Origin of the sequence: Streptomyces sp. NPDC049887, from assembly GCF_040656535.1 — a bacterium.
Taxonomy (GTDB): Bacteria; Actinomycetota; Actinomycetes; order Streptomycetales; family Streptomycetaceae; genus Streptomyces.
The window spans coordinates 71,130-90,546 of record NZ_JBFAMM010000006.1 but is presented as its reverse complement, the minus strand read 5'-3'; the positions used below and the strand labels follow the sequence as shown (position 1 = coordinate 90,546).

Below are 19,417 nucleotides of genomic sequence, written 5' to 3'. Positions count from 1 at the left end.
CCGGACCGCGCCCGGCTTCGAGGACCGGTGGCGCTGGTACTGCACCCACTGCACGAGGCGCTGGGCACCGACGCCGGAGCACCGGCTCAGGTTCACTCTCTTCCCGCGCGTACCGCGACACCCGATGCGGTGAGCGCCGCTGCCACGTCGGACACCGCACTGAGCCGGGGAAACGACTCCCGGTGGTACCGGCACACCCAGCGCCCCGCACGCACCGGCAGCCCCACCCGGGGATCCGCTCAGAGCAGGTCCTCGATCGTGATCGGCAGTTTGCGCACCCGGCGGCCGGTGGCGTGGTGAACGGCGTTCGCGATCGCGGCCGCCGCGCCGACCTGGCCGATCTCCCCGACCCCCTTCACGCCCAGGGGGTTGACGATGGCGTCCTCGATCTCGATGAGTTCGACGTCGACGTCCGGCGCGTCCGCGTTGACCGCGACCAGGTACTCCCCCAGGCTCGAATTGGCCCAGCGCCCGGTGCCCGGATCCGTGTGGTTGGCTTCCAGCAGCGCCTGGCCCAGGCCCCACAGCATGCCGCCCATCAGCTGACTGCGGGCGGTCTTGGCGTTGAGCACGCGGCCGGGTGCGAAGGCGCCGGTCATGCGCCTCACCCTGACCAGACCCAGTTCCGCGTCCACGGCGACCTCCGCGAACTGGGCACCGAAGGTCATCATCCCGTAGGGCACGTCCCCCGCCGGCGGGCTCCACTGGCCGGATGCCTCGGCGTCCGGCTGGAAGTTGCGCTGCAGCAGATCGGCGTAGGCGTCGGAGGCGGTGCCGGCGGTCATGACGCCGTCCCGGACGACCACGTCGACCGGGTCCGTCCCGTGCAGCGGTGAACGGGGGTCGCCGACGGCCCGTTTGACCAGCTGCTCGCGCAGGGCGGTGGCGGCCGCGTGCACCGCAGCGCTGATCATGCCGGCGCCCGCGGAGCCGACCGCGGCGGCGATGTTGGGGAGGTCCGTGTCGCCGTTCTCGAAGCGGCAGCGGTCCACGCCCATGCCGAGGCCGTCGGCGGCGACCTGGGTCATGACCGTCGCGACTCCGGTGCCGAAGTCCGGGGTGGCGGCCTGGACGACCGCGGTGCCGTCGGCGTACAGACGGGCACGGGCGCGCTGGGGGTTGGCGGGCGGGGCCACGGGGTAGCAGGCGGTCGCCATGCCGGTGCCGATCAGCCAGTCGCCCTCCCGGCGGGTGCCCGGCCGGGGGTCCCGGCCCGACCAGCCGAAGCGCCGCGCGCCGCGCTCGTAGCACTCCCGCAGACCACTGCTGGACCACGGGCGGCCCGACATGGCGTCCACGTCGGTGTGGTTGCGCAGCCGCAGCTCGATGGGGTCCATGCCGAGTTCGTGGGCGAGTTCGTCCAACGAGCACTCGAGCGCGAACATCCCGCTCGCCTCGCCCGGCGCCCTCATGAACGTGGGGGTCATGGTGTTGGCCCGGAACAGCCGGTAGACCCCTTCGTAGTCGGGGCACGCGTAGATCTCCGAGGAGACGCCGATCGACGGTTCGGCCCAGTCGTCGAAGTGGGAGGTCGGGGACAGCTTGTGGTGCCGGATCGCCGTCAGCCGGCCGTCGCGCTTCGCTCCCAGCGTCAGATGCTGCTCCTGCTCCTCGCGGTGCCCGACGGAGGTGAACATCTGCTCGCGGGTGAGCACGAGCTTGACCGGCCTGCCGACCTCGCGGGCGGCCATCGCCGCGAGCGCCGAATGGGCGTGGATCATCGCCTTGCAGCCGAAACTGCCGCCGACGTAGTGGCCCATCACCCGGATCTTCGACATCGGAAGCCCGAGCAGCCGGGAGACGGTCATCTGCGTGGCGTTGACGCCCTGGGTGGTGTCGTACAGCAGTAGTTCGTCGCCCTCCCACTGGGCTGTCGTGCACGCGGGCTCGATGGGGTTGTGGTGGTTCGCCGCGTACGTGAACGTGCCCTCGACCAGTACGTCCGCCTCCACGAGCCCGGATTCGACGTCCCCGCGCTCCAGCCGGCCGGGTATCCAGCCACCGAAGATCCGCTGGGGCACGTACGTGCCGTCCCGGCCCTGGTCGAGGGTGGTGACGGGGGCGGTCTCCTCGTACGAGACGCGCACGAGGCGTGCCGCGTGCTGGGCGCGTTCCCAGGTGTCGGCGACGACGATCGCGACCTGCTGGCCCGCGTAGTGGACGGTGTCGTCCTGCATGGGGAAGAACGTCTGCCCGGGAGCCGCCGTGCCCGCCAGGGAGGGGATGAGCGGCGGCTGCTCCGCGATCCTCGGGAGGTTCCGGTGGGTGAGGACGGTGAGGACGCCCTCCTCGGCCTGCGCGGCGCTCGCGTCGATGTCGGCGACCCGGCCGGCGGCGATGCGGGAACCGACCACGTACGCGTACGCCATGTCCGGGACGGGGATCTCGGCGGAGTAGCGGGCGTGCCCGGTGACCTTGGCGCGGCCGTCGACCCGGTCGAGCGGCTGTCCGACGGCGGAAGGGGTGGTGGTGGTCATGACGAACTCCCGCTCCCCGCGCCGGTTCCGGCGTCGGTGTCCCTGCCGCTGCCGATTCCGCTGAGCGTGTCGAGGGCGCGGACGATCGCGCGCTGCGCGAGTTCCACCTTGAAGGCGTTCATGGGGGTGGGCCGGGCGTCGGCCATCTCCACGCGCGCGGCCATGGCGAAGTTGTCCCGCACGGTGGCCGCTCCGATCAGGAAGTCCTCGGCCCGCCTGGCCCGCCACGGCTTTGTGGCGACCCCGCCCAGGGCCATCCGCACGTCCGCGATCGTGCCGTCCACCACGGAGAGCGCGGCCGCGACCGAGACCAGCGCGAACTCGTACGACTCACGGTCCCGCACCTTCAGGTAGAGGGAGTGCCGGGCAGGAGGCGTGGCGGGGACCTCGATCCCGGTGATCAGCTCCCCGTGTTCCATGGGGTGCTCGCGGTGCGGGGAGTCGCCGGGCAGGAGGAAGAAGTCGTCGATGGGGTAGGTCCGCTCGCCGTTCGGTCCCAGCGTGTGCACGAGCGAGTCGAGCGCCGTCAGCGCAACCGCCACGTCGGACGGGTGCGTGGCTATGCAGTGTTCGCTCGTGCCCAGCACCGCATGACCGCGGCTGAACCCTTCGACGGCCGAGCAGCCTGACCCGGGCTCACGCTTGTTGCACGCGGACTCCGCATCGCGGAAGTACGAACAGCGCACGCGCTGCAGCAGATTGCCGCCCATCGACGCCATGTTGCGCAGTTGCGCCGACGCGCCCAGCTCCAGCGCCTGGGCGATCAGCGGGAAGCGCTCGCGGACGACGGGAGCGGCGGCGACGTCGCTCATCCGGGCCAGCGCGCCGATGCGCAGCCCGCCCTCCGGGGTGCTCTCCACACCGGTCAGCGGAAGGTCGTTGATGTCGACGAGCCGCCGGGGGTTGAGCACGTTCTGGCGGAGCAGATCGACCTCGGTGGTCCCGCCGGCGAGGAAGTCGCTGGTGGGGTCGGTGCTCACGGCGGCGACGGCGGTCGCCGTGTCGGTCGCGCGGAGGTAGGTGATCGGCCGCACGGCGGGGCTCCCTACGTTCGGTCGCGGACTGTGCCGAGCCCCGGAGCGCGTTCGGTCGCGGACCGAGCCGTGTTCTCGGGCCCGGCGTTCGGTCGCGGACTACGTACGGTCGCGGACGGCGCGTATCGCAGCCCGGATGTTGGGGTAGGCGGCGCAGCGGCAGATGTTGCCGCTCATCCACTCCTTGATCTCGTCGTCGTCACCGGCGTGGCCCTCCTCGATCAGCGCCACGGCCGACATGATCTGCCCGGGGGTGCAGAAGCCGCACTGGAAGGCGTCCTCGGCGATGAAGGCCCGCTGCATCTCGTGCAGTTCACCCTCGTCGGCCAGGCCCTCGACGGTGGTCACCTCACGGCCCTCGCAGGTCACGGCGAGGGTGAGGCAGGCCAGCACCCTCCGCCCGTCGGCCCACACCGTGCACGCCCCACAAGTGCCCTGGTCGCAACCCTTCTTGGCGCCCGTCAGATCCAGCCGTTCACGCAGTGCGTCCAGCAGGCTGACGCGGGGCTCGATGTCCAGCGTGTGCTCGGTGCCGTTGATCGACAGCCTGACCCGGACCGGACCGGGACCCCGTTCCTCGAGTGCTGCCCCTCGTTCGGTAAGGGCCGGGCCGCGTGCGGACATGGCACACCTCCAGAGAAAGCACCCCTTCATGCTCATACACCTGCAAAAGTGCCGCAACCGTAGAACTCGCCGCATGAGCCGGAGCGTGCCGGAGGCATCCGCCGGCCGGCCTCCGTCGTCGAGAACCGGCTGCCCGGCGGTCGTGGCGACGCGACCGATCCCTCACCCGGTCAGGCGCTCAGGTGACCGGGTCAGGCCCTCAGGTCGTTCGGTCAGAGGCTCTCGTCCAATGGCGAGAGGGTCACTGCGATCTCTCCGACCGTCGCCGACCACCGCTCGCCGCGTTCCACGGCCGCACGCCCGTCGTCGAGCATGCGAATACGCATCAGGCGTGCCGACTCGCCCAGGTCCCTGCCCTCGGGACCGGTCACGATGCGTTCCCGGAGGCGTAGGACGGAACGGTCCAGCGCGGCAACGGCACCCTCCACGTCGGGCACCTCCTCACCCGCCGACGCCACCGGTGACACTTGCCAGGACATGCGCAGAGGCATGGGAGGAGTCCCTTCGGGCCGCTGGATCAGTGCTTCAGTGCGACCTTGAAGGCCACGATGAGCAGGCCGAGTACCAGGTTGACCACCCCGGCCGCGATCACGATGCGCGCCGAGGCACCCGCCCTGAACGCCGCCGTGGCCGCCCAGCCGACCTGGCCCGCCACCGCGACGGCGAGCGCCAGCCACACCGTCCCCTCCAGGTCGAGTCCCAGCAGCGGGCTGACGGCGACCGCGACGGCCGGCGGGACCGCCGCCTCGAGGATCGGCCGCTCGGCCCGGCACACGCGCCGGATCTCGTGCCCGTTCGGCGACACGTAGGCGATGCGCTGTCCGAAGAGCCGGGCGAAGACGTGCGCGGCCCAGAAGACCACGCCCGTGCAGAGCAGAAGCAGGACGAGTTCCAGTCGCGGGAACGACCCGAGCGTCCCCGCCCCGACCACCACCGAGGCGGCGAGGAGGGAACCGTACACGGCACCGGTGTAGTCACCCCGCCCGGCCGCGGCCGGGGGCGCGGCCCGAGTGCGGTCTGCGGGGGTCTGGCCTGTCATGCCTCCAGTGTCGCGGCGCACCCGGTACCCCGCGCGGCCGGGCGACGCCGGGCGTGCGGGCCGGTACCGGGGACCGTGCCGGGACCGGGACGTGAACCGGGCCGCGGCGGGGAACAGGGCCGAGCCCGAACTCCGGCCGCCCTGCCGCGCGGCGGGGTGCGTGACGGGCCGGCGGTCCCGGCCCGACTTCCGTGCACGGATCGACCGCGCCGCCGGATCAGCGCGCCGGCACCGCCGACCCGCGGCCCTCAGACCTCGTCCTCCGATCCGACCGCCCAGCGCGGCCGGATCGTCGACGAGGCGGGCCGATGACCGTGCGGACGCGTCGTGCCGCCCGGGTGGGGCGAGCCGGCCGGACGGTTCTCGGCCGGATGCCGATGCCCGTGCACGTCGTGCCACCTGTCGGCACCGGCGGTGCTCCCGGAGCCTTCGACGTCACCGGAGCCATCGCCCCCGCCCGCACGGCCGGCACCCGCGCCGGCGCGCGCGCCGCCAATGGTCCCGGAGCCGTCACCACCACCGAAATCCCCGCCGCCCGTGACCCCGCCCGCACGGCCCGAACCCGGGCCGCCGACGCGCCCCAGGCCGCCGGGACCGCGTGACCCCGGCTCGGGCTGCCCGTCGAGGTGCCAGGGGCGGGAGTCGGCGGAGCCACGGGCCGGGGACAGCCGGGCCACCGTCTGGTGCGACATGCCGAGCAACCGGCACGCGTCGCCCTGGCTCATACGCAGGTCCTCGACCAGGGTGCGTACGGCGTCGGACAACGCCTGCCGCTCGGCCGAATCGGCCGCCGCCCGCCGTCTGCGCGCCTCCGTCACGGTGTGCAGCAGGGGCGCGAACTCCGGAACCACCAGGTCCACGGCGATCGTGTCGGGAGTCGTCCCCACAGCTCCGGCGATGGCCTCGCGGGCCATGTCCTCGGCCTCGTCGAGGGTGCGGCACTGTGTGTGGATCGCCAGTTCCGGGATGTCGACGGCCCACCAGCGGCCGATTCTGTGCAGCCGTGCTCGGTAGCCAGTGCTCATGGGGACTCGGCCTCCTTCGGTTCTCGGCGGCAGGTGCCGGGAGTGGCGCCCCGGCCACCGGCGGCGGATGCCGGGAGTGGCGGCTCGGCCACCGGCGGCGGGTACCGGGAGTGCTGTGAGGGCCTCCGCAGGCCCCGCCGGGCACTCGGCCGGGGCCTGCACGGGTACCGGCGAGCCGGTGTACGGCGAGCGATGCGCCATGTGCGGCGTGCGGCACTCCTTCAGATGTGCGGTGTGCGGCACTCCTTCAGCCACGCAGGGGAGGGTGGGGCGGAGGGAGGCGACTCGGGCGGGGGACGGAGCAGACGGCCGGCGTACCGGCGCCGCCGGGGTCACCGCCGACTGCCGCCACCCGCGTAGGGGCACAGCGCGGCGATCAGCCGACGCACAGCCCGACGAGGCACACCTGGACCGGCGACCCGCCCGGCGCCGTCGGCAGCAGTCCGGCAGGCGGTGCGGTCGGTCCGGGACTCGCGGCGGCGGGGGGCGGCGGGGTGGCCTCCGGTGCCGGTGCCGCCGGAGTGTCCCCGGGCGCCTGCTCGGACACCTGGGGCGCGGAGACCGGAGAAGTGCGCGAGGCGGCGGAGGGCCGCTGCGTGGCCGGCGCGTCGGGGGCGGCGGTCTCCGGCTGCCCGGCCGCCCTGGTCGTCGCCTCCGCGTCGGCGCGAGACGGCACGTCCCTGGTGCCGCTCTGCGGGCCGCCGCCCGCCGCGGCCCGGTCGTCGCCGCGCCGGGGCTGCGCAGCGGTGTCCGGTGCCTCGGCCGGCACGCCGCCCGGCGACACCGATCCGGACGGAGAGGCCGCGGACGCAGGCTCCGGCGGTGCGGACGCCTGTGTGTGACTGGTGGAGGGCTTGCCGTTGGGCAGTGCGGCGACCGTCAGCCCGCCGCCGACCAGGGCGACGGCCGTCGCCGCCGCGGCCCGGCGCCGGTGCTTCCTCCAGCGCGCGAGTTGCCGCCGCCGGGCCGCGCGGCCCTGCCCGGTTGACGCCTCGGCCGAGATGCCTTCGTCGCCGATCCCGCCGTCGGCCTCACCGGCGTCCGGGGCCCCGTCCTGGCCGGCACTGACCGGCGGGGCGTCGAAGTAGGCGGCACCGCCGGGGTAGGCCCCCCGGTCGCGGGCGTTCCGACCGTCCGTCGCCAGGCACGCGGTCACGGTCGAGGCCCCGCCTCCGTGACGCCGATGTGAGGGCGGGGCGATATCCGGAGCGTAGGCACCGCACCCCGGGCACACGAGTGCCCCGTTGAGGTCTCTGCGGCACGAAGAGCAGTAGTCCATCTGCGGTCTTTCTGTGCTGACTGCGCCGCCAGGGACGCCGGCGAACTTTCACGCACGCGGGATCGAGCGGCCAGTAACGCTAACGGCCCGAGCCGAACAGAACGCGCAGCCCTTGTGATGCTGCTGCGAAGATTTCCCGACGACCGTTCCGGGTATTCCCGGCCCGGTCATCACGTATCGGACGACCGGGACGCCGCCGGTGAGGTCCGCGACTTTCCGCAGGATTGCCGTGAGGCGAGAGGAATCGGATCACGGACCTCACCGGCGCGCGCGGCCGACTCGACGGGAAATCCGTCAGAGCCGTCGTACCCGTGCGGCGATCCCATGCCCGACCAGCAGATAGATCACGGCCGGGAGACCGTGGTTGAGGATGACGCGGAGACCTTCGCTGTCCATGGTGAAGACGTCCTGCGACCAGCCCGCCAGCCAGTCGGCCACATCGTGCACGAAACCGACGAACACGTTTCCCTGGTTGGCGCCGAGCAGATGGAGCAGAATCCAGAGGATCAGAAATCCTGCGGCTATGTCCGCGATCGTGTGGATGACCAGGGCCGCCCGGTTTGCTCCGGCGCCGTCCCGGTTGGGGCGATAACCCTCCCGCTGTACGGGATAGGGGTTGTAGGGTTCATTTACCGGCATGGGTTCATGGGAATTGCTCATGCCTGCTTGCTTGCCGTACGAGAATCCGCGAAAACCTTTCCCAGACCTGCGATTGCATATCGATCCACGGGTGGAATGAGTCCCGCCGTCATACCGAAGCCCAATGCCGGAGGGCGTGCCCGTCGCCGGGCCCGCTCGCCGGTGCGCCGGGTCGGGGACCAGCCGGCCGAGCAGGAGCAACCCTCCGACGGCGAGCGGGCCGACCACGACCGGAGCGGGCACCGGCGCCTCCCCCGGCAACCGCCGGCACGATCAGCACCACCGCTGTCCGCACCAGCGCGCAGACGGCGGCGGGCAGTTGGAGCGCCCGAGGTCGAACACGCCCTTCCTGCCGTCCAGTCGGCCGCGCGCCGCCACGGGGGCGGGCTCCGGGCCGCCGCCCCGGCGGGTTGCCACCGCCGGGCCCGGGTCTCGGCACCGCCACCCCGGCAGGGTGACCCCGTGGGCAGATGTGCGGCGCGGCTTCCGGCTCTCGCCCCGGGGGATCCGGCGTACCGTCGGCACGGCAAGAGGCGGGGTCGACATCCGGCCGCCCGGCCGCGCGCCCGGCGACCGTGCAGCGGAATGAGGCGAGAAGCCGTGGTTGGGAACCGTCGCTGCGACGTGGTCCGCAGCACCTTCTCGACACCTGACGTGGAGCGGGCCCTGGCATCCCTGGCCTCCGCGTACGGCACGCGCATCCAGGTGACACGGCCGGCGGTCAGCGGCGGGCACTACCGGTACGAGAGGCGCGCGGCAGGCTCCCTCGCCCTGGACTCGCTCGCGTTCCCCATGGACGCGTCCTACACCGTGGAACCGGTGGGCCCGCTCATGGTGCTGGAGGTCGTGTCGGGGGCCATGAGGGTCGACTGCGACAGCGTCAGCAGCAGCTCGGCCGTCGGGGCCGTGATGGCACCCGCCCAGCCGGACGTCCCGTTCCACTCGCATCTGGACCGCCTTCGCACCCGGGTCGCGGTCATCGAACCGGCGCTGCTCCGCGAGGTCGCGGGTCTGGGCCGGGAGGAACCGCGCACACCGCTGCGTCTGCTACGGCTCCACGCGTCCGCCGAGCCGGCGCACGCGGCCGTGTGGCGGTCGACGACGCGCTACGTCTGGGACCTCTTCGGCGCGGAGGGAGCGGCGGGCACCCCGCTGGTCCTGGACGCGGCCGGCCGGATGCTGGCCGGGGCGGCACTCGCCTTCTTCCCCAACACCTTCACGGCACACGACCCGTTGCTGCGCGGCCCCGGCCACGTCGGCGAGGCCACCATCCGCCGGGCCGTCGCGTACATCGACGCCCACGCCCACGGGCCGGTCTCGCTGTCCGACATCGCCTCCGCGGCGGGCGTGTCCGCCAGGGCGCTCCAGTACGGTTTCCGCCGCCGCCACGGCACCTCCCCCATGGGCTATCTGCGCCGGGTACGCCTCGAACGCGCACACCGCGAGTTGCAGGAGGCCGACCCGGCGGGCGGTGCGACGGTCGCGGTGATCGCGGCACGCTGGGGATGGGGCAAGCCGGGGAACTTCTCGGTCGTCTACCGCCGGGCGTACGGCGTCTCCCCCTCGACGACCCTGCGGGACGACGGCGGCGCGACGACAGCCCGGTCATGACGGGCGCCGGCCCTGTGGCGCTCACGGAAGTCCCCGGTCCGGCCGCCACGTACGCGGAGTGCCCCGATCCGGCCACGGAGCACGAACCCGAGGCGTGCCCCGGCATCCCCCGGCCTGCCGCCGCCGGCACCGGCGGTGTCGCAGGCACGGAGCTCCCCGGTCCGGCCGCGGCGCGAACCGGTGGCGTGGTGCGCACGGAGTTCCGTACCCGCCGGGCCGAGGAGGCCGGGCGGATCCTGGGCGCGGCCCACGGGCTGGCCCTGCGACTGGTCACCGCGGCGGACGGGCCCGAGTACGGCATGGTCCGCACGGATGCCGGGGCCTTCGCCGACGGCGCGGTGTCCCTGCCCGCCCGGATCGAGTTCATCACGGACGAGGTCACCGCCCTGACCGTCGTCGCGATGTCCGCCGGGCTCTTCGAGCGCACCGCGGCCGGAGTGGACGAGCGGTTCGGGGCCGGGGACGTACTCCTCGTACGCCCCGGCGGACGGTCCTGCTTCGCCCGCCACAGCGACACCCGCTTCACGACGGTGAACCTGTCGGCCGCGTTGCTGGCCCAGGCGGCCGCCGTAGCGAACCCCCGGCGTCCGGGCCTCCCCCGGTTCACCGGCTCCACCCCCTTGGACACCTCGCTCGCCGCCCTGTGGACGCGCACCCGGTCCTTCGTCGCCGAAACGCTCGCCTCCGGGGTCACCTCGCCCCTCGTGCTCGGGCAGGCGGGCCGGCTGCTGGCCGCGACGGCACTCGCCGTCTTCCCCAACACCGCCACCACCGCCGACGGTTCGTCGCCCGCCGACACCCGCGACGCCACCCCCGACACCCTGCGCCGGGCGATCGCGTTCATCGACGCCCACGCCCACACCGACGTCTCCCTGGCCGACATCGCCGCCGCCGTGTACGTCACGCCCCGCGCCCTGCAGTACGCCTTCCGCGGTCACGCCGACACCACTCCGCTCACCTACCTGCGTCGCGTACGGCTCGCCCGCGCCCACGCCGACCTCGAGGCCGCGGACCCCCGGGCCGGCGTCACCGTCGCCGGCATCGCGACCCGCTGGGGCTTCGCCCACCAGGGCCGGTTCGCAGCGGCCTACCGCCGGATGTACGGAACGAGCCCGGGCGCCACGCTCCGCAGCTGACCGTGCCGAGACACCCCGTCGCCCACGGCCCCCCGCCGACCGGGCCCGTCGCCCACGACCCCGCGCCGACCGGGCCCGAAGAGGACTGCGGCAGACGGGAGTTCACCGGCTGCTCGACACCCAGGGGCTGTGCCGGACGCCCGTGACACGGCACTTCGGGTCCGCCCAGGGGACAGGCCGCGTGGCGCCCCCGGAACGTCCAGCGCCGCTCCTACGGCACCTCCACGGTCCCGCGATTCCCGCGCGCCCTCCCGCGCCAGACCACCCCCAGATCCGGCTGCTCAAGCGGCGGCCCGGCCGTGAGTGAACGCGCGCGTTGATGTCAGAAGTAGATGTCAAAGGCCCCCAACCATGATCGGTTGGGGGCCTTCGTGCTGGTGGGCGCGGACGGTTTCGAACCGCCGACATCTGCTTTGTAAGCCTGGCAGCGACGTTCCAGCTGTCATCCCAGCTCAGCCAGCCTGAATGCTGCGATGGGTGTCGAGAAGCACCTTGGCCGCGGAAGCCCTCCAGTTACCGTGGCTGGCTGCTCGATCTGGCACGGATCTGGCACGTGCCTCAAAGCCCAAAGGGCGACTCAATACGGGATGCAGAGCGCTCCGCATCCAGACCTATGCGTCACCGTCCCCTGCGCTTGCCTGCCCAGCCTCGGGAGCTTCCCTGCGCACATCGGGCGACGGAGTCCCGTTGGCCCGCCCCTTTTCTCGCGCGGTCTGCCTGCGCAGCTTGAAAGTGTTGAACTGCGCGTGCAGGACGTATAGGTAGTCGAGGAGGGCCTCCGCCAGAGCGAGACCGTCGGCAGCGTCCTCGCGGGTCACTGAAGCGCTGCTGTAGTGCGCTCCTTGATTTCCTAGACTGCGTAGTTCATGAGCCCATTCGAAGAGACGGCCGTCAATCTTGCCCTGATCGCGCATCTCTTCAAGCATTTTGAACAGAGGTTTCGGCCGTCCGGACGGGTCCCCGGTCATCCCTTGATCGATACACACGGCCTCGAGTGTGCGGCGAACCATCACAGCCGTCGCTGTGTACGCCTTCGCGGAGAAGCACCGGCGACCCTCAGCGTGCGTGCGGCGTAGATCTTCTGGTACATGCAGGCTCAAAGGTCGCTGCTGTTCCGGCCACAGGACCCCGGGCTCCCCATCCCAGCCGTCTCCGTAGTCCTCCTCGACTGTGACGAAGGGCTTCGAACACTTGCCGCAGCGGACCAACTCAAGCAGATACGGCGGCCCGTCTTCCCCACTGAAATCGGGTGCCTCCCCAACGACCCCGGCGAGTGCGGGCCTCTCGCAGTGTGGACAGGTGACAAGCAGATCCGTGCCAACTCGTGCGCTCATAGCAGGATCCTTCCACTCGCTGGCACGGGCGGTTGAGCATTCGATGATTTCGAGCGATGCCTGCAACGTGTTCTGGCCCAAGGCCGGCACCGCAGACGTCGACAGCCCATCAGGCGCGCCAGGGCCAGAGTGCGCGGGTCGCTACAACCGAGCTGACAGCTCTGCGCCGGCCAGCTGCCTTCCACCCAGCGACTGGCGAGACTGACGCCCAGCGAGCAGTCAGCACAAGACCTGACCGATTGAGGGGCCAATGGGCACGTCACCCAAACGGGCCAGCGCAGGAACCGGGCTGAGTGTCGAGCTCATCTCCTGCGGCGTGGGTGGTGCTGGAGCAGACCGGACACGGGGAAGACGACTGTGCAGGCGTTGTAGACAACAAGTCCCTTAGCAGTGACGCTGGGTGGTCGGTCGGTGCGGGTTCAGGGGAGGGAATCATGCGGCGAGTAGATGAACTACGGGAACAGGTTGTCTGGAGAAGCGACCCACACACTCAGGTGAAGCACCTCGTCTACCGGCACTACCTGCAGTGCTGGATGGGCAAGATCCTTCAGACGTTCCGCGAGGCCACCATCGTGGACGGCTTCGCTGGCCCAGGTGTCTACACCGACGGGCCGCCCGGCTCCTCGATCGTGGTCGCCAAGACCTTTCTTGAGCACACTGCGCATCGGCGCTTTGGCCGACTGAACCTGATCTGCCTCGAGGCACATCCGGAACGGGTGGCGGAACTCCACCGGCAGTTCGCCAAGTTGCCCCACTCGCCACAGCTGAACGTGAGCATCCAGCCGCCTGGCACCTTCGCAGAGCAGCAGTCCCGGCTATCAGCACTTGCCCACCGCGGTCGCGTCGATACCCCCGTGCTGTGGCTCATCGACCCCTTTGACCTAAAGAGTGCACCGTTCTCGCTGATCAGCCAGTGTCTTGGAGGGCCCCGCGACGAGGTGCTGTTCACTCTCTTCACCAATGAGCTGCACCGCTTCTGCCAGCGCGAAGGCTTCGACAAATCGATGACCGCCTACTTCGGCGGTGATCACTGGCAGACAGCGACGACCGAACGCCGTGCGGGCGCTCGCAAGGAGGCGTTCGCCGCGGCGTACCAACAGGGTCTCAAAGAACGCGAGGTGTTTACCGGTAGTTTCGGCGTCAAGATCAGTAACCAGAGCGCCCGCTATCACCTGGTCTTGGCGACCCACAGCGAGGCTGGCCTGAAGTGCTGGGCGCCCGTCACTTGGAAGCTGGACAGCTACAGCGGCCAGGGCGCCTCTGCCGACACAGCAGACGCGCTTTCGCTGTTTGACGAGGCTTCGATCGTGGACCGACTGGACGCTGCCTTGCGTGCGCACGCCGGCACTGAGCAGCGCTGGGAGACACTGTCCAGCCAGGCCGCCCGGTTGAACCACATGGACAAACACCTGCGCCAGGTCTTGGACAATCTGGCCGCCCAGGGACTCGCAATCCGTGTCGATCCAGTCAAGGCTCGCAGCGCTTGGCCGGAAGGTTGCACGATACGGTTCTACGCCCCGGAGGACGTCGCCGACGAGTCCTTCTAGCTTGCCGAAAGCAGAGGGCGGTTCGGCATGTCATCCCACGTACGACCGTCCAGTTCACGGCCGCCAACCTTGGGCGTGCGACCGCCCCACTGCTTGAAGAAGAACGCCACCTGCGCTTCCTGGCAGATGTCGCGGATCTGCGTGACCCACTGCTCGTCCAGTGGGCGGTGCCCCGGCCCCGACTCGCCGCCAGCGATGACCCAATCGATTCCCGTCAGCTCCAACCCTGCCAGCGGCCCCAACAGGGGCTCGCAAGATAGGAATCTCACTGCCGCAGGTACCTTCCTCAGGTCGTCCACGCGCGGTAGTTCTGTAGCGCTCTCGACAGAGACGCCCATCCAGAGGTTTGCAGGCCATTCCAGACGATCAGAAACCAGTCGCAGACGTCGGGCACGCTTGGTGAGGACTTGGTAAGTGTGCTGCGGGGTGTCGGCGATCACCTCGAAGACTTGACGCACGTAATCGAGAGGCACCCGCGCATGGAACAAGTCGCTCATCGAGTTCACGAACACCGTGCGCGGACTCCTCCAGCCGTACGGCACTTGCAGAGCGTCCGGATGCAGCGTCAGCCCGAATCCGGGTCCAGATGTTCGAGGGTCACCATCGGCTTGATACTTCGGCGACCCCATCGCTTTCAGCCGCTTCGACAGAGTCAGCGCGTAACAGTTGTCGCACCCCGTAGAGACACGGTCGCAACCCGTCGTCGGATTCCACGTCGCCTCTGTCCACTCGATCGCACTGCGGTCACTCAACGGTCGGCCCTCCACTTCGTCGAACCGCGCGCGCCCACACGACGGCACAGCCACGGTTCGCTGTATTCCCAACGATCCATCACATCGCCAGACACCGGCATCCAACCATCCGCTGTCCTCGCTGTAAGGTCTACCGTAAAAATCGAACCCTCGTTCAAGCCTCCGTGTCGCTACGGGGATGCAGACCTGCGGGCACCCGCCAACGCGCTGACCAGTGCAGGCGGTGACCACCGGGCGTGCCGCCGGCCACGATCGAACCCTTCGGCTCGCCCTGCCCCGCGGGCTAAGCGCGGTGGGCGAGTTGAGCGCTGACCTGGGCAACGTTGACTTCGGTGCTTGGAGCACCTGAGCTCCGCTGGTAGCCGCGGTTCCCCGTAGCCCCCGCTCCATCTGGCACGTCTGTGCTCCATCTGGCACCCCTGTGGCACGGGCTGACCCCTCGATGCGAACTACGGGCGGGGCGGTCGCAGAGGTCTGCTGGGCAGGCCGGTCGGCTTCATGAGCGCGTTGGAGGTCGGCTGCGGTCGCCAAGGTTGCTGTACTCCGCTGCTGTACAGCACGGTACTGACCACCGCCTTAGGAGTTCGATCTCGCCCCGGCGTGGTTGGGCCCGTCCTGGGCGCGGGGGCCATACGTGGCTGCCGGTTGTCACCGCTGTCCGTGCTCGTTGATGTCAGCGTTGGATGTCAGCGGAACGGGCCCGGGACCGGGCAAGGCTCCAAAGGCTCATCCGGCCGGTCTGCCCAGCCCCACCAGACGTGTCGATCGGCACACCTCCACAGCGTCCGGCAGGTCCGCCGGCCGTCGTCCTCCCGCTTGGAGAGCACAAGGCCTCCGGACTTCATGGGCCAGCTGCACTCGGGACAGACCAGGGCGCCGTTGGCCATGCGACGCACCCTAACGGCACGACCGCTTCGTCCCAAAGCAACTCGGGCGGTCACGTGACCTCGGGGCGGTGCATCTCTCACCTGCTGCGATGGTCTGTGGGCGTCCGCGCTTGTCCGCCGCTGTGCGTGGTGTCACGTAGTTAGACACCACTCCGTTGGCTGTCCCAAAATGACTGGGCCCGCCGAGGGGATGGAGGCGGTGACGTTAGTCCGCTTCGTCAAGGGCGTCGTTGCCTGACTGGGATGCAGTCTTTCGATTGACTTGATTCGATGGCTTCGGGGGATCGAGTTTCACTCGCCCTAGACCGACCTGCATTGCTAGCAGATCGAGCGCTTGTCGCAAGTACGGGAAAACGTCACGAACTCCGACCTCGTCACCGAAACTCATGGCAGCGGATGACGGTATGCGCGGATGATCTTCGCCGATCTGGTAATTTCCAACCACTTCGGCTTCAACAACGCCAAGGGGCTTGTCAGGCTTCCCCTCGGCTGTGGCCTTGCAGGACAAGATGATGTGGATATGGTCTTTGCTGAAGCCAAGCGACTTCTTGAGGGAAATATCCCACTTGACCACTCGCCCTGGGTGGACTTTTTCAGCACTTAGACGCTTAGTGGAAACTTGACATAGATGCGCATTGTTCTGCAACCAGTAAGCTTCGACTGCGATCTCTGGGTCGTGCGCAGTTTCCGGCATGTCACTGCACCTGTACCATGCGGTATTCGACTACGGAATCATCGACACTGTCCCAAGTGATGATCTCGTCGGACTCCTTTTCCCAGGCCGGCGAGTCCACTGTTCGTGTAACCCTGAGCTCTACGACCTCGGCCCAGTCCACACGCTGCTTCTCGCCCTCATCATCGCATTCGACGTGAGGTCGGTTGGCTACAACTTGCTTCCGTGGCACGCCAGCCTCGACCCTATTGAGGCTCAGTTCAAAGCCCAAGGCGTGCAAATATTCGGCGAGCGTGGTAACGCGCATGTTGCCATCTCCGTGCACGACTTGGTTAACGGCTGATTTGCGAATTCCGAGCTTGCGGGCAAGTTCAGTCTGTGTGAGTCCGGACTCTTCGAGGCTTTCGTGGATGGTCGCCAGAGCTTCGTATCGCAGTCGAGCGGCAGCAAGGGCTCGGGCGCCCTCTTCAGTCGCGGCAAGTCGCTCATACAAGTTCTTCATCGTGCCGCACCATCCTCCCTCATTACCCAGATTGCTTTGTTGATGTGCTTCCTAGGCGTTTTCTGCGACTGCTTCAGAAAGCCGTGAGTCAAGCGCACCGTCTTGCCAGTGAAATGAGTGCAGTAAAAGAAGGGAAGTCTCACATCTCCGGCTTTGACCTCGTATATTTCGTCGCGGAGATGATTCAACTGTAGAGGGATCCGAAGAGTCCCTCTCTCTGCAAACTCCTCCAGTCGTATTGCGATATCTGCAAGCCTCTGGAGGTTTCCTCGCCGCTTGTAGTTCCTCTCCAAGTTGGCGATGAATTCGTCTGCTTCGAACCTTCCTTCTGTAGTTCGCGCAGCTTCGATCATGAGTGCAGTCCCCCGCTCGTAGCTGATCCTGCTGCAGTCGGTGCACGTCGTTCGCTGTACAGTTTCCACTGTACCGCCCTCCCCAAACGCTGCGACACGAGTGAGCGGGATGGTATCCCAGCCCCGCCCGTGTCGACCCCTATTCGGAATAGATCATCCCGATTCGTTGCTTGCCGTCTGCCCCCTCGACCAGCACTGCAGTGTGGGCGGCGGAAGGGCTTTGGGCTGGAGCCGCTTTGGCGCGAGTGATCATGGCCCCGTAAGCTTCCGGCGCGTCGGGCAGTCTGTGGACCTGCCCGGTAAGGCACGACGTTGGGGCCATGATCTTCGAGGCTCGCGCCAAAGTGGCTGCCTAAAGCCGTGGAGCCGACCGCCCCAGCCACATCGGGGTTCACCCCCATCAAGCCGCCCTCGCCTTGTTGGCGTGCGGCCGGCGGCCGGGCCAGAGCGGGGCGAAGACAGGAGCGCGGCCCGAGCCGACGGGCCGCGCGCCGCCGCGCTTGCGCGGCGGGAGCGCTTGAACCCGTAGAGAAGGTTTCTACTCACCAGCTTGCTGAGGCGCACCCGTGGGCTCGGAACGACCGCTCTCCCCTGCGCTGTGCCTGCCTCCGGGCCACTGCCGACGGCTACCCTGGTGCAGCCAGTCGATGAGTCGGGGAGTGTGCCGAGGGGATGGAAACGAAGTCTGCGCGGGTGTACCGGACGATCCGTGAGTGGGTCGCGTCTGGGGAGCTGCCGCCTGGCTCCAAGCTGCCCTCTGAGCGCACCTTGGTCGACGACTTGGACATCGGCCGGACCCAGCTCCGGCGCGTCCTCGCGAAGCTCGTCGCTGAGCGGGTGTTGGAAGTCCACGGGCGCAGCTCGTACCGGATTCCTTCCCGTGATGTGACCACCGAGCCCCCCGCCGAGTTGGAGCCGTGGCAGATCCACGGTGAGCGGACGATCTACGACAACCGTTGGGTGAAACTCGGCCTGGTCGACGTCGAGCCGCCTGGTGTCGAGCGCTTCGAGCATCACGTCGTGCGCCTGCATCACGTCTCGATCGCGGCGATCCTCGACGACCGGGACCGGGTGCTCATGCTGTGGCGCTACCGCTTCGTTCCGAACCGCTTCGGCTGGGAGCTCCCGGGCGGCATCGTGGACGAGGGCGAAGATCCCAAGACGACCGCTCTGCGTGAAGTCGAGGAAGAGACCGGCTGGCGCCCGGAGTCCCTGGAGCACGTGGTCACCTACCAGCCCATGGTTGGCATGGTCGATTCACCTCACGAGATCTTCGTCGGGCACGGTGCCGAGCACGTGGGCGAACCCACGGACATCGAGGAGGCCGGCCACGTTGCCTGGGTGCCGCTCTCCGACATCCCGGGCCTGATGGCCCGTGGCGAGCTGATGGGTTCGGGCACCCTCGTCGCGCTTCTCCACGTACTGGCCTCGCGGGGCGGCGACGCCGTCAAAGCCTCTGCGTGAGCTGTTCTATGCGTCGTCGATGCCGCACGGAGCTGGTGCGATTCGCCAGCAATCGCGCTTGCCTCAGATGCTCCTGCGCCTGGTCGAACTCGCCGCGGCTCAGGTGTGCTTGAGCGAGATCGCACCGGAGCCCGGACGTCGCTCGTACGAACGTGGGGTCCGCGTTCTCAAGCGCGGCGTACAGGCTGTCGAGCGCGTCATCCTCACCGATGAGCGCAAGTGCGTTCCCTCGCCAGCGGGCAAGGTGTCCGCTGTTGAGGAAGATGCTCAGCATGTCCGGGTCGCGGGCCTCGTCGCCGTCCGGGAGGCATGCTGCGGCCTGGTCGAGGGCCCGCCGGCACTCGTCGGCCAACCCTGCCTTCGCGCTCAGTTCGGCCTCGGCTGCGAACAGCCAGGCACGAAGCCGCGGGGACGCCTTGGAACCTGCCAGGCGATGCGCCTCACGCACGAGTTGCACCGCCATGTCCGAACGCCCGGCATCGTTGAGCACGTAAGCCTGCTCGGCCGTAGCGTGAGCCAGGTACATGGGCTCTTCGGCCTCTTGGGCGGCACGCTTGCCCAGCTCGTAGTTCCGCCATGCTCGTTCGACCGCTCCCGCATCGAGGGCCTGCCACGCTGCCAGGGTCGCGGCCCCAGCGAGTGCGCGAGCTACCGGACGGCGTGTGTCCGGCAGGACCGCGAAGGTGAGGGCGTCTTCCAGAGTGGTCAGGTGTCCGGTCATCTGATCGACAAGGCTCGATGCGCCCATCTGCCGGTCGACGGTTCTCAGTAGCTCGGTCTGGTCCATGAACGTTTTCACCATGGTCAGACTGACGCTGCGCGCCGAGTCGATGCGGCTGATCAGTTCGTCGTAGCCGCCTACCTCGGGCACACCCGACGGCGATGCCTGCCGGCCGAACAGCTCGTCGTCCGTGACGCCCAGCAGCGGGCGAAGGATGTCCGCGTACCGATCGCCCAGCGACCGCCTACCGTTCTCCCACTCGGACACGTACACACGCAGGCTTGCCGTCGCCGCGATGCCCAGCATGCGCTGCCCGGCGT

General features: G+C 69.3%; 18 protein-coding genes. 4 read left to right on the top strand and 14 right to left on the bottom strand.

The window, feature by feature from the left end; translation table 11 throughout:
* Window positions 1-239: 239 nt before the first annotated feature.
* The 8 genes from AB0J10_RS09645 to AB0J10_RS09610 all read right to left on the bottom strand — a co-directional run bounded on the left by AB0J10_RS09645 (window position 240) and on the right by AB0J10_RS09610 (window position 8,117).
* Window positions 240-2,477 (bottom strand): xanthine dehydrogenase family protein molybdopterin-binding subunit, encoded by a 2,238-nt coding sequence (locus AB0J10_RS09645; RefSeq protein WP_363059600.1) that lies wholly within the window; start codon window positions 2,475-2,477, stop codon window positions 240-242.
* Window positions 2,474-3,511, bottom strand: coding sequence for a xanthine dehydrogenase family protein subunit M (locus AB0J10_RS09640; protein WP_363059598.1), 1,038 nt, complete (start codon window positions 3,509-3,511; stop codon window positions 2,474-2,476). The genes AB0J10_RS09645 and AB0J10_RS09640 overlap by 4 nt, the downstream gene beginning before the upstream one ends.
* A 99-nt stretch (window positions 3,512-3,610) precedes the next feature.
* Complete coding sequence (locus tag AB0J10_RS09635) at window positions 3,611-4,135, bottom strand: (2Fe-2S)-binding protein (protein ID WP_363059596.1); 525 nt, start codon at window positions 4,133-4,135, stop codon at window positions 3,611-3,613.
* Between the two features lie 212 nt (window positions 4,136-4,347).
* Complete coding sequence (locus AB0J10_RS09630; RefSeq protein ID WP_363059594.1) at window positions 4,348-4,614, bottom strand: hypothetical protein; 267 nt, start codon at window positions 4,612-4,614, stop codon at window positions 4,348-4,350.
* A gap of 38 nt (window positions 4,615-4,652) precedes the next feature.
* Entirely contained in the window at window positions 4,653-5,174 is a 522-nt protein-coding gene (locus tag AB0J10_RS09625) for a hypothetical protein (protein WP_363059592.1), read from the bottom strand.
* A gap of 248 nt (window positions 5,175-5,422) precedes the next feature.
* Window positions 5,423-6,199, bottom strand: coding sequence for a hypothetical protein (locus AB0J10_RS09620; RefSeq protein ID WP_363059590.1), 777 nt, complete (start codon window positions 6,197-6,199; stop codon window positions 5,423-5,425).
* A 376-nt stretch (window positions 6,200-6,575) separates the two neighbouring features.
* Window positions 6,576-7,355 (bottom strand): hypothetical protein, encoded by a 780-nt coding sequence (locus tag AB0J10_RS09615; protein ID WP_363059588.1) that lies wholly within the window; start codon window positions 7,353-7,355, stop codon window positions 6,576-6,578.
* 417 nt (window positions 7,356-7,772) lie between these two features.
* Window positions 7,773-8,117 (bottom strand): hypothetical protein, encoded by a 345-nt coding sequence (locus AB0J10_RS09610; protein WP_363059586.1) that lies wholly within the window; start codon window positions 8,115-8,117, stop codon window positions 7,773-7,775.
* Window positions 8,118-8,717: 600 nt separating this feature from the next.
* On the opposite strand from AB0J10_RS09610, the gene AB0J10_RS09605 reads away from it, so the two are divergent.
* Both AB0J10_RS09605 and AB0J10_RS09600 read left to right on the top strand, forming a co-directional pair.
* On the top strand, window positions 8,718-9,728 hold the full coding sequence (locus AB0J10_RS09605; RefSeq protein WP_363059584.1) for an AraC family transcriptional regulator: 1,011 nt from the start codon (window positions 8,718-8,720) through the stop codon (window positions 9,726-9,728).
* A gap of 14 nt (window positions 9,729-9,742) precedes the next feature.
* Window positions 9,743-10,864, top strand: a complete 1,122-nt coding sequence (locus AB0J10_RS09600) for an AraC family transcriptional regulator (protein WP_363059582.1) — start codon at window positions 9,743-9,745, stop codon at window positions 10,862-10,864.
* A gap of 611 nt (window positions 10,865-11,475) precedes the next feature.
* On the opposite strand, the gene AB0J10_RS09595 is transcribed toward AB0J10_RS09600, so the two are convergent.
* Window positions 11,476-12,279, bottom strand: coding sequence for a DUF4145 domain-containing protein (locus AB0J10_RS09595; protein ID WP_363059580.1), 804 nt, complete (start codon window positions 12,277-12,279; stop codon window positions 11,476-11,478).
* A gap of 413 nt (window positions 12,280-12,692) precedes the next feature.
* On the opposite strand from AB0J10_RS09595, the gene tcmP reads away from it, so the two are divergent.
* Window positions 12,693-13,745, top strand: a complete 1,053-nt coding sequence (gene tcmP, locus AB0J10_RS09590) for a three-Cys-motif partner protein TcmP (protein WP_363059578.1) — start codon at window positions 12,693-12,695, stop codon at window positions 13,743-13,745.
* On the opposite strand, the gene AB0J10_RS09585 is transcribed toward tcmP, so the two are convergent.
* From AB0J10_RS09585 to AB0J10_RS09570, 4 genes are all read right to left on the bottom strand, one after another.
* Window positions 13,742-14,887 (bottom strand): phage Gp37/Gp68 family protein, encoded by a 1,146-nt coding sequence (locus AB0J10_RS09585; protein ID WP_363059576.1) that lies wholly within the window; start codon window positions 14,885-14,887, stop codon window positions 13,742-13,744. The two genes, tcmP and AB0J10_RS09585, sit on opposite strands and share 4 nt — an antisense overlap.
* A gap of 702 nt (window positions 14,888-15,589) precedes the next feature.
* Window positions 15,590-16,078, bottom strand: a complete 489-nt coding sequence (locus tag AB0J10_RS09580) for a hypothetical protein (protein WP_363059574.1) — start codon at window positions 16,076-16,078, stop codon at window positions 15,590-15,592.
* 1 nt (window position 16,079) lies between these two features.
* Complete coding sequence (locus tag AB0J10_RS09575) at window positions 16,080-16,559, bottom strand: helix-turn-helix transcriptional regulator (RefSeq protein ID WP_363059572.1); 480 nt, start codon at window positions 16,557-16,559, stop codon at window positions 16,080-16,082.
* The gene (locus AB0J10_RS09570) at window positions 16,556-16,981 is read right to left on the bottom strand and encodes a type II toxin-antitoxin system RelE/ParE family toxin (RefSeq protein WP_363059570.1); all 426 of its coding nucleotides are present in this window, start codon (window positions 16,979-16,981) and stop codon (window positions 16,556-16,558) included. The genes AB0J10_RS09575 and AB0J10_RS09570 overlap by 4 nt, the downstream gene beginning before the upstream one ends.
* A 603-nt stretch (window positions 16,982-17,584) precedes the next feature.
* On the opposite strand from AB0J10_RS09570, the gene AB0J10_RS09565 reads away from it, so the two are divergent.
* Window positions 17,585-18,376, top strand: coding sequence for an NUDIX domain-containing protein (locus AB0J10_RS09565; RefSeq protein ID WP_363059568.1), 792 nt, complete (start codon window positions 17,585-17,587; stop codon window positions 18,374-18,376).
* Here AB0J10_RS09565 and AB0J10_RS09560 read toward each other — a convergent pair.
* On the bottom strand, window positions 18,360-19,403 hold the full coding sequence (locus AB0J10_RS09560; RefSeq protein ID WP_363059566.1) for an XRE family transcriptional regulator: 1,044 nt from the start codon (window positions 19,401-19,403) through the stop codon (window positions 18,360-18,362). The genes AB0J10_RS09565 and AB0J10_RS09560 overlap by 17 nt on opposite strands.
* Window positions 19,404-19,417 lie beyond the last annotated feature (14 nt).

What these genes read in the sequence shown, in the direction of transcription:
- AB0J10_RS09625 (WP_363059592.1), bottom strand. Translation starts at nt 5,174, where the DNA reads ATGACAGGCCAGACCCCCGCAGACCGCACTCGGGCCGCGCCCCCGGCC.
- AB0J10_RS09635 (WP_363059596.1), bottom strand. Translation starts at nt 4,135, where the DNA reads ATGTCCGCACGCGGCCCGGCCCTTACCGAACGAGGGGCAGCACTCGAG.
- AB0J10_RS09585 (WP_363059576.1), bottom strand. Translation starts at nt 14,887, where the DNA reads ATGGAGCGGGGGCTACGGGGAACCGCGGCTACCAGCGGAGCTCAGGTG.
- AB0J10_RS09630 (WP_363059594.1), bottom strand. Translation starts at nt 4,614, where the DNA reads ATGTCCTGGCAAGTGTCACCGGTGGCGTCGGCGGGTGAGGAGGTGCCC.
- AB0J10_RS09575 (WP_363059572.1), bottom strand. Translation starts at nt 16,559, where the DNA reads ATGAAGAACTTGTATGAGCGACTTGCCGCGACTGAAGAGGGCGCCCGA.
- AB0J10_RS09645 (WP_363059600.1), bottom strand. Translation starts at nt 2,477, where the DNA reads ATGACCACCACCACCCCTTCCGCCGTCGGACAGCCGCTCGACCGGGTC.
- AB0J10_RS09580 (WP_363059574.1), bottom strand. Translation starts at nt 16,078, where the DNA reads ATGCCGGAAACTGCGCACGACCCAGAGATCGCAGTCGAAGCTTACTGG.
- AB0J10_RS09565 (WP_363059568.1), top strand. Translation starts at nt 17,585, where the DNA reads ATGGAAACGAAGTCTGCGCGGGTGTACCGGACGATCCGTGAGTGGGTC.
- AB0J10_RS09560 (WP_363059566.1), bottom strand. Translation starts at nt 19,403, where the DNA reads ATGCTGGGCATCGCGGCGACGGCAAGCCTGCGTGTGTACGTGTCCGAG.
- AB0J10_RS09620 (WP_363059590.1), bottom strand. Translation starts at nt 6,199, where the DNA reads ATGAGCACTGGCTACCGAGCACGGCTGCACAGAATCGGCCGCTGGTGG.
- AB0J10_RS09610 (WP_363059586.1), bottom strand. Translation starts at nt 8,117, where the DNA reads ATGCCGGTAAATGAACCCTACAACCCCTATCCCGTACAGCGGGAGGGT.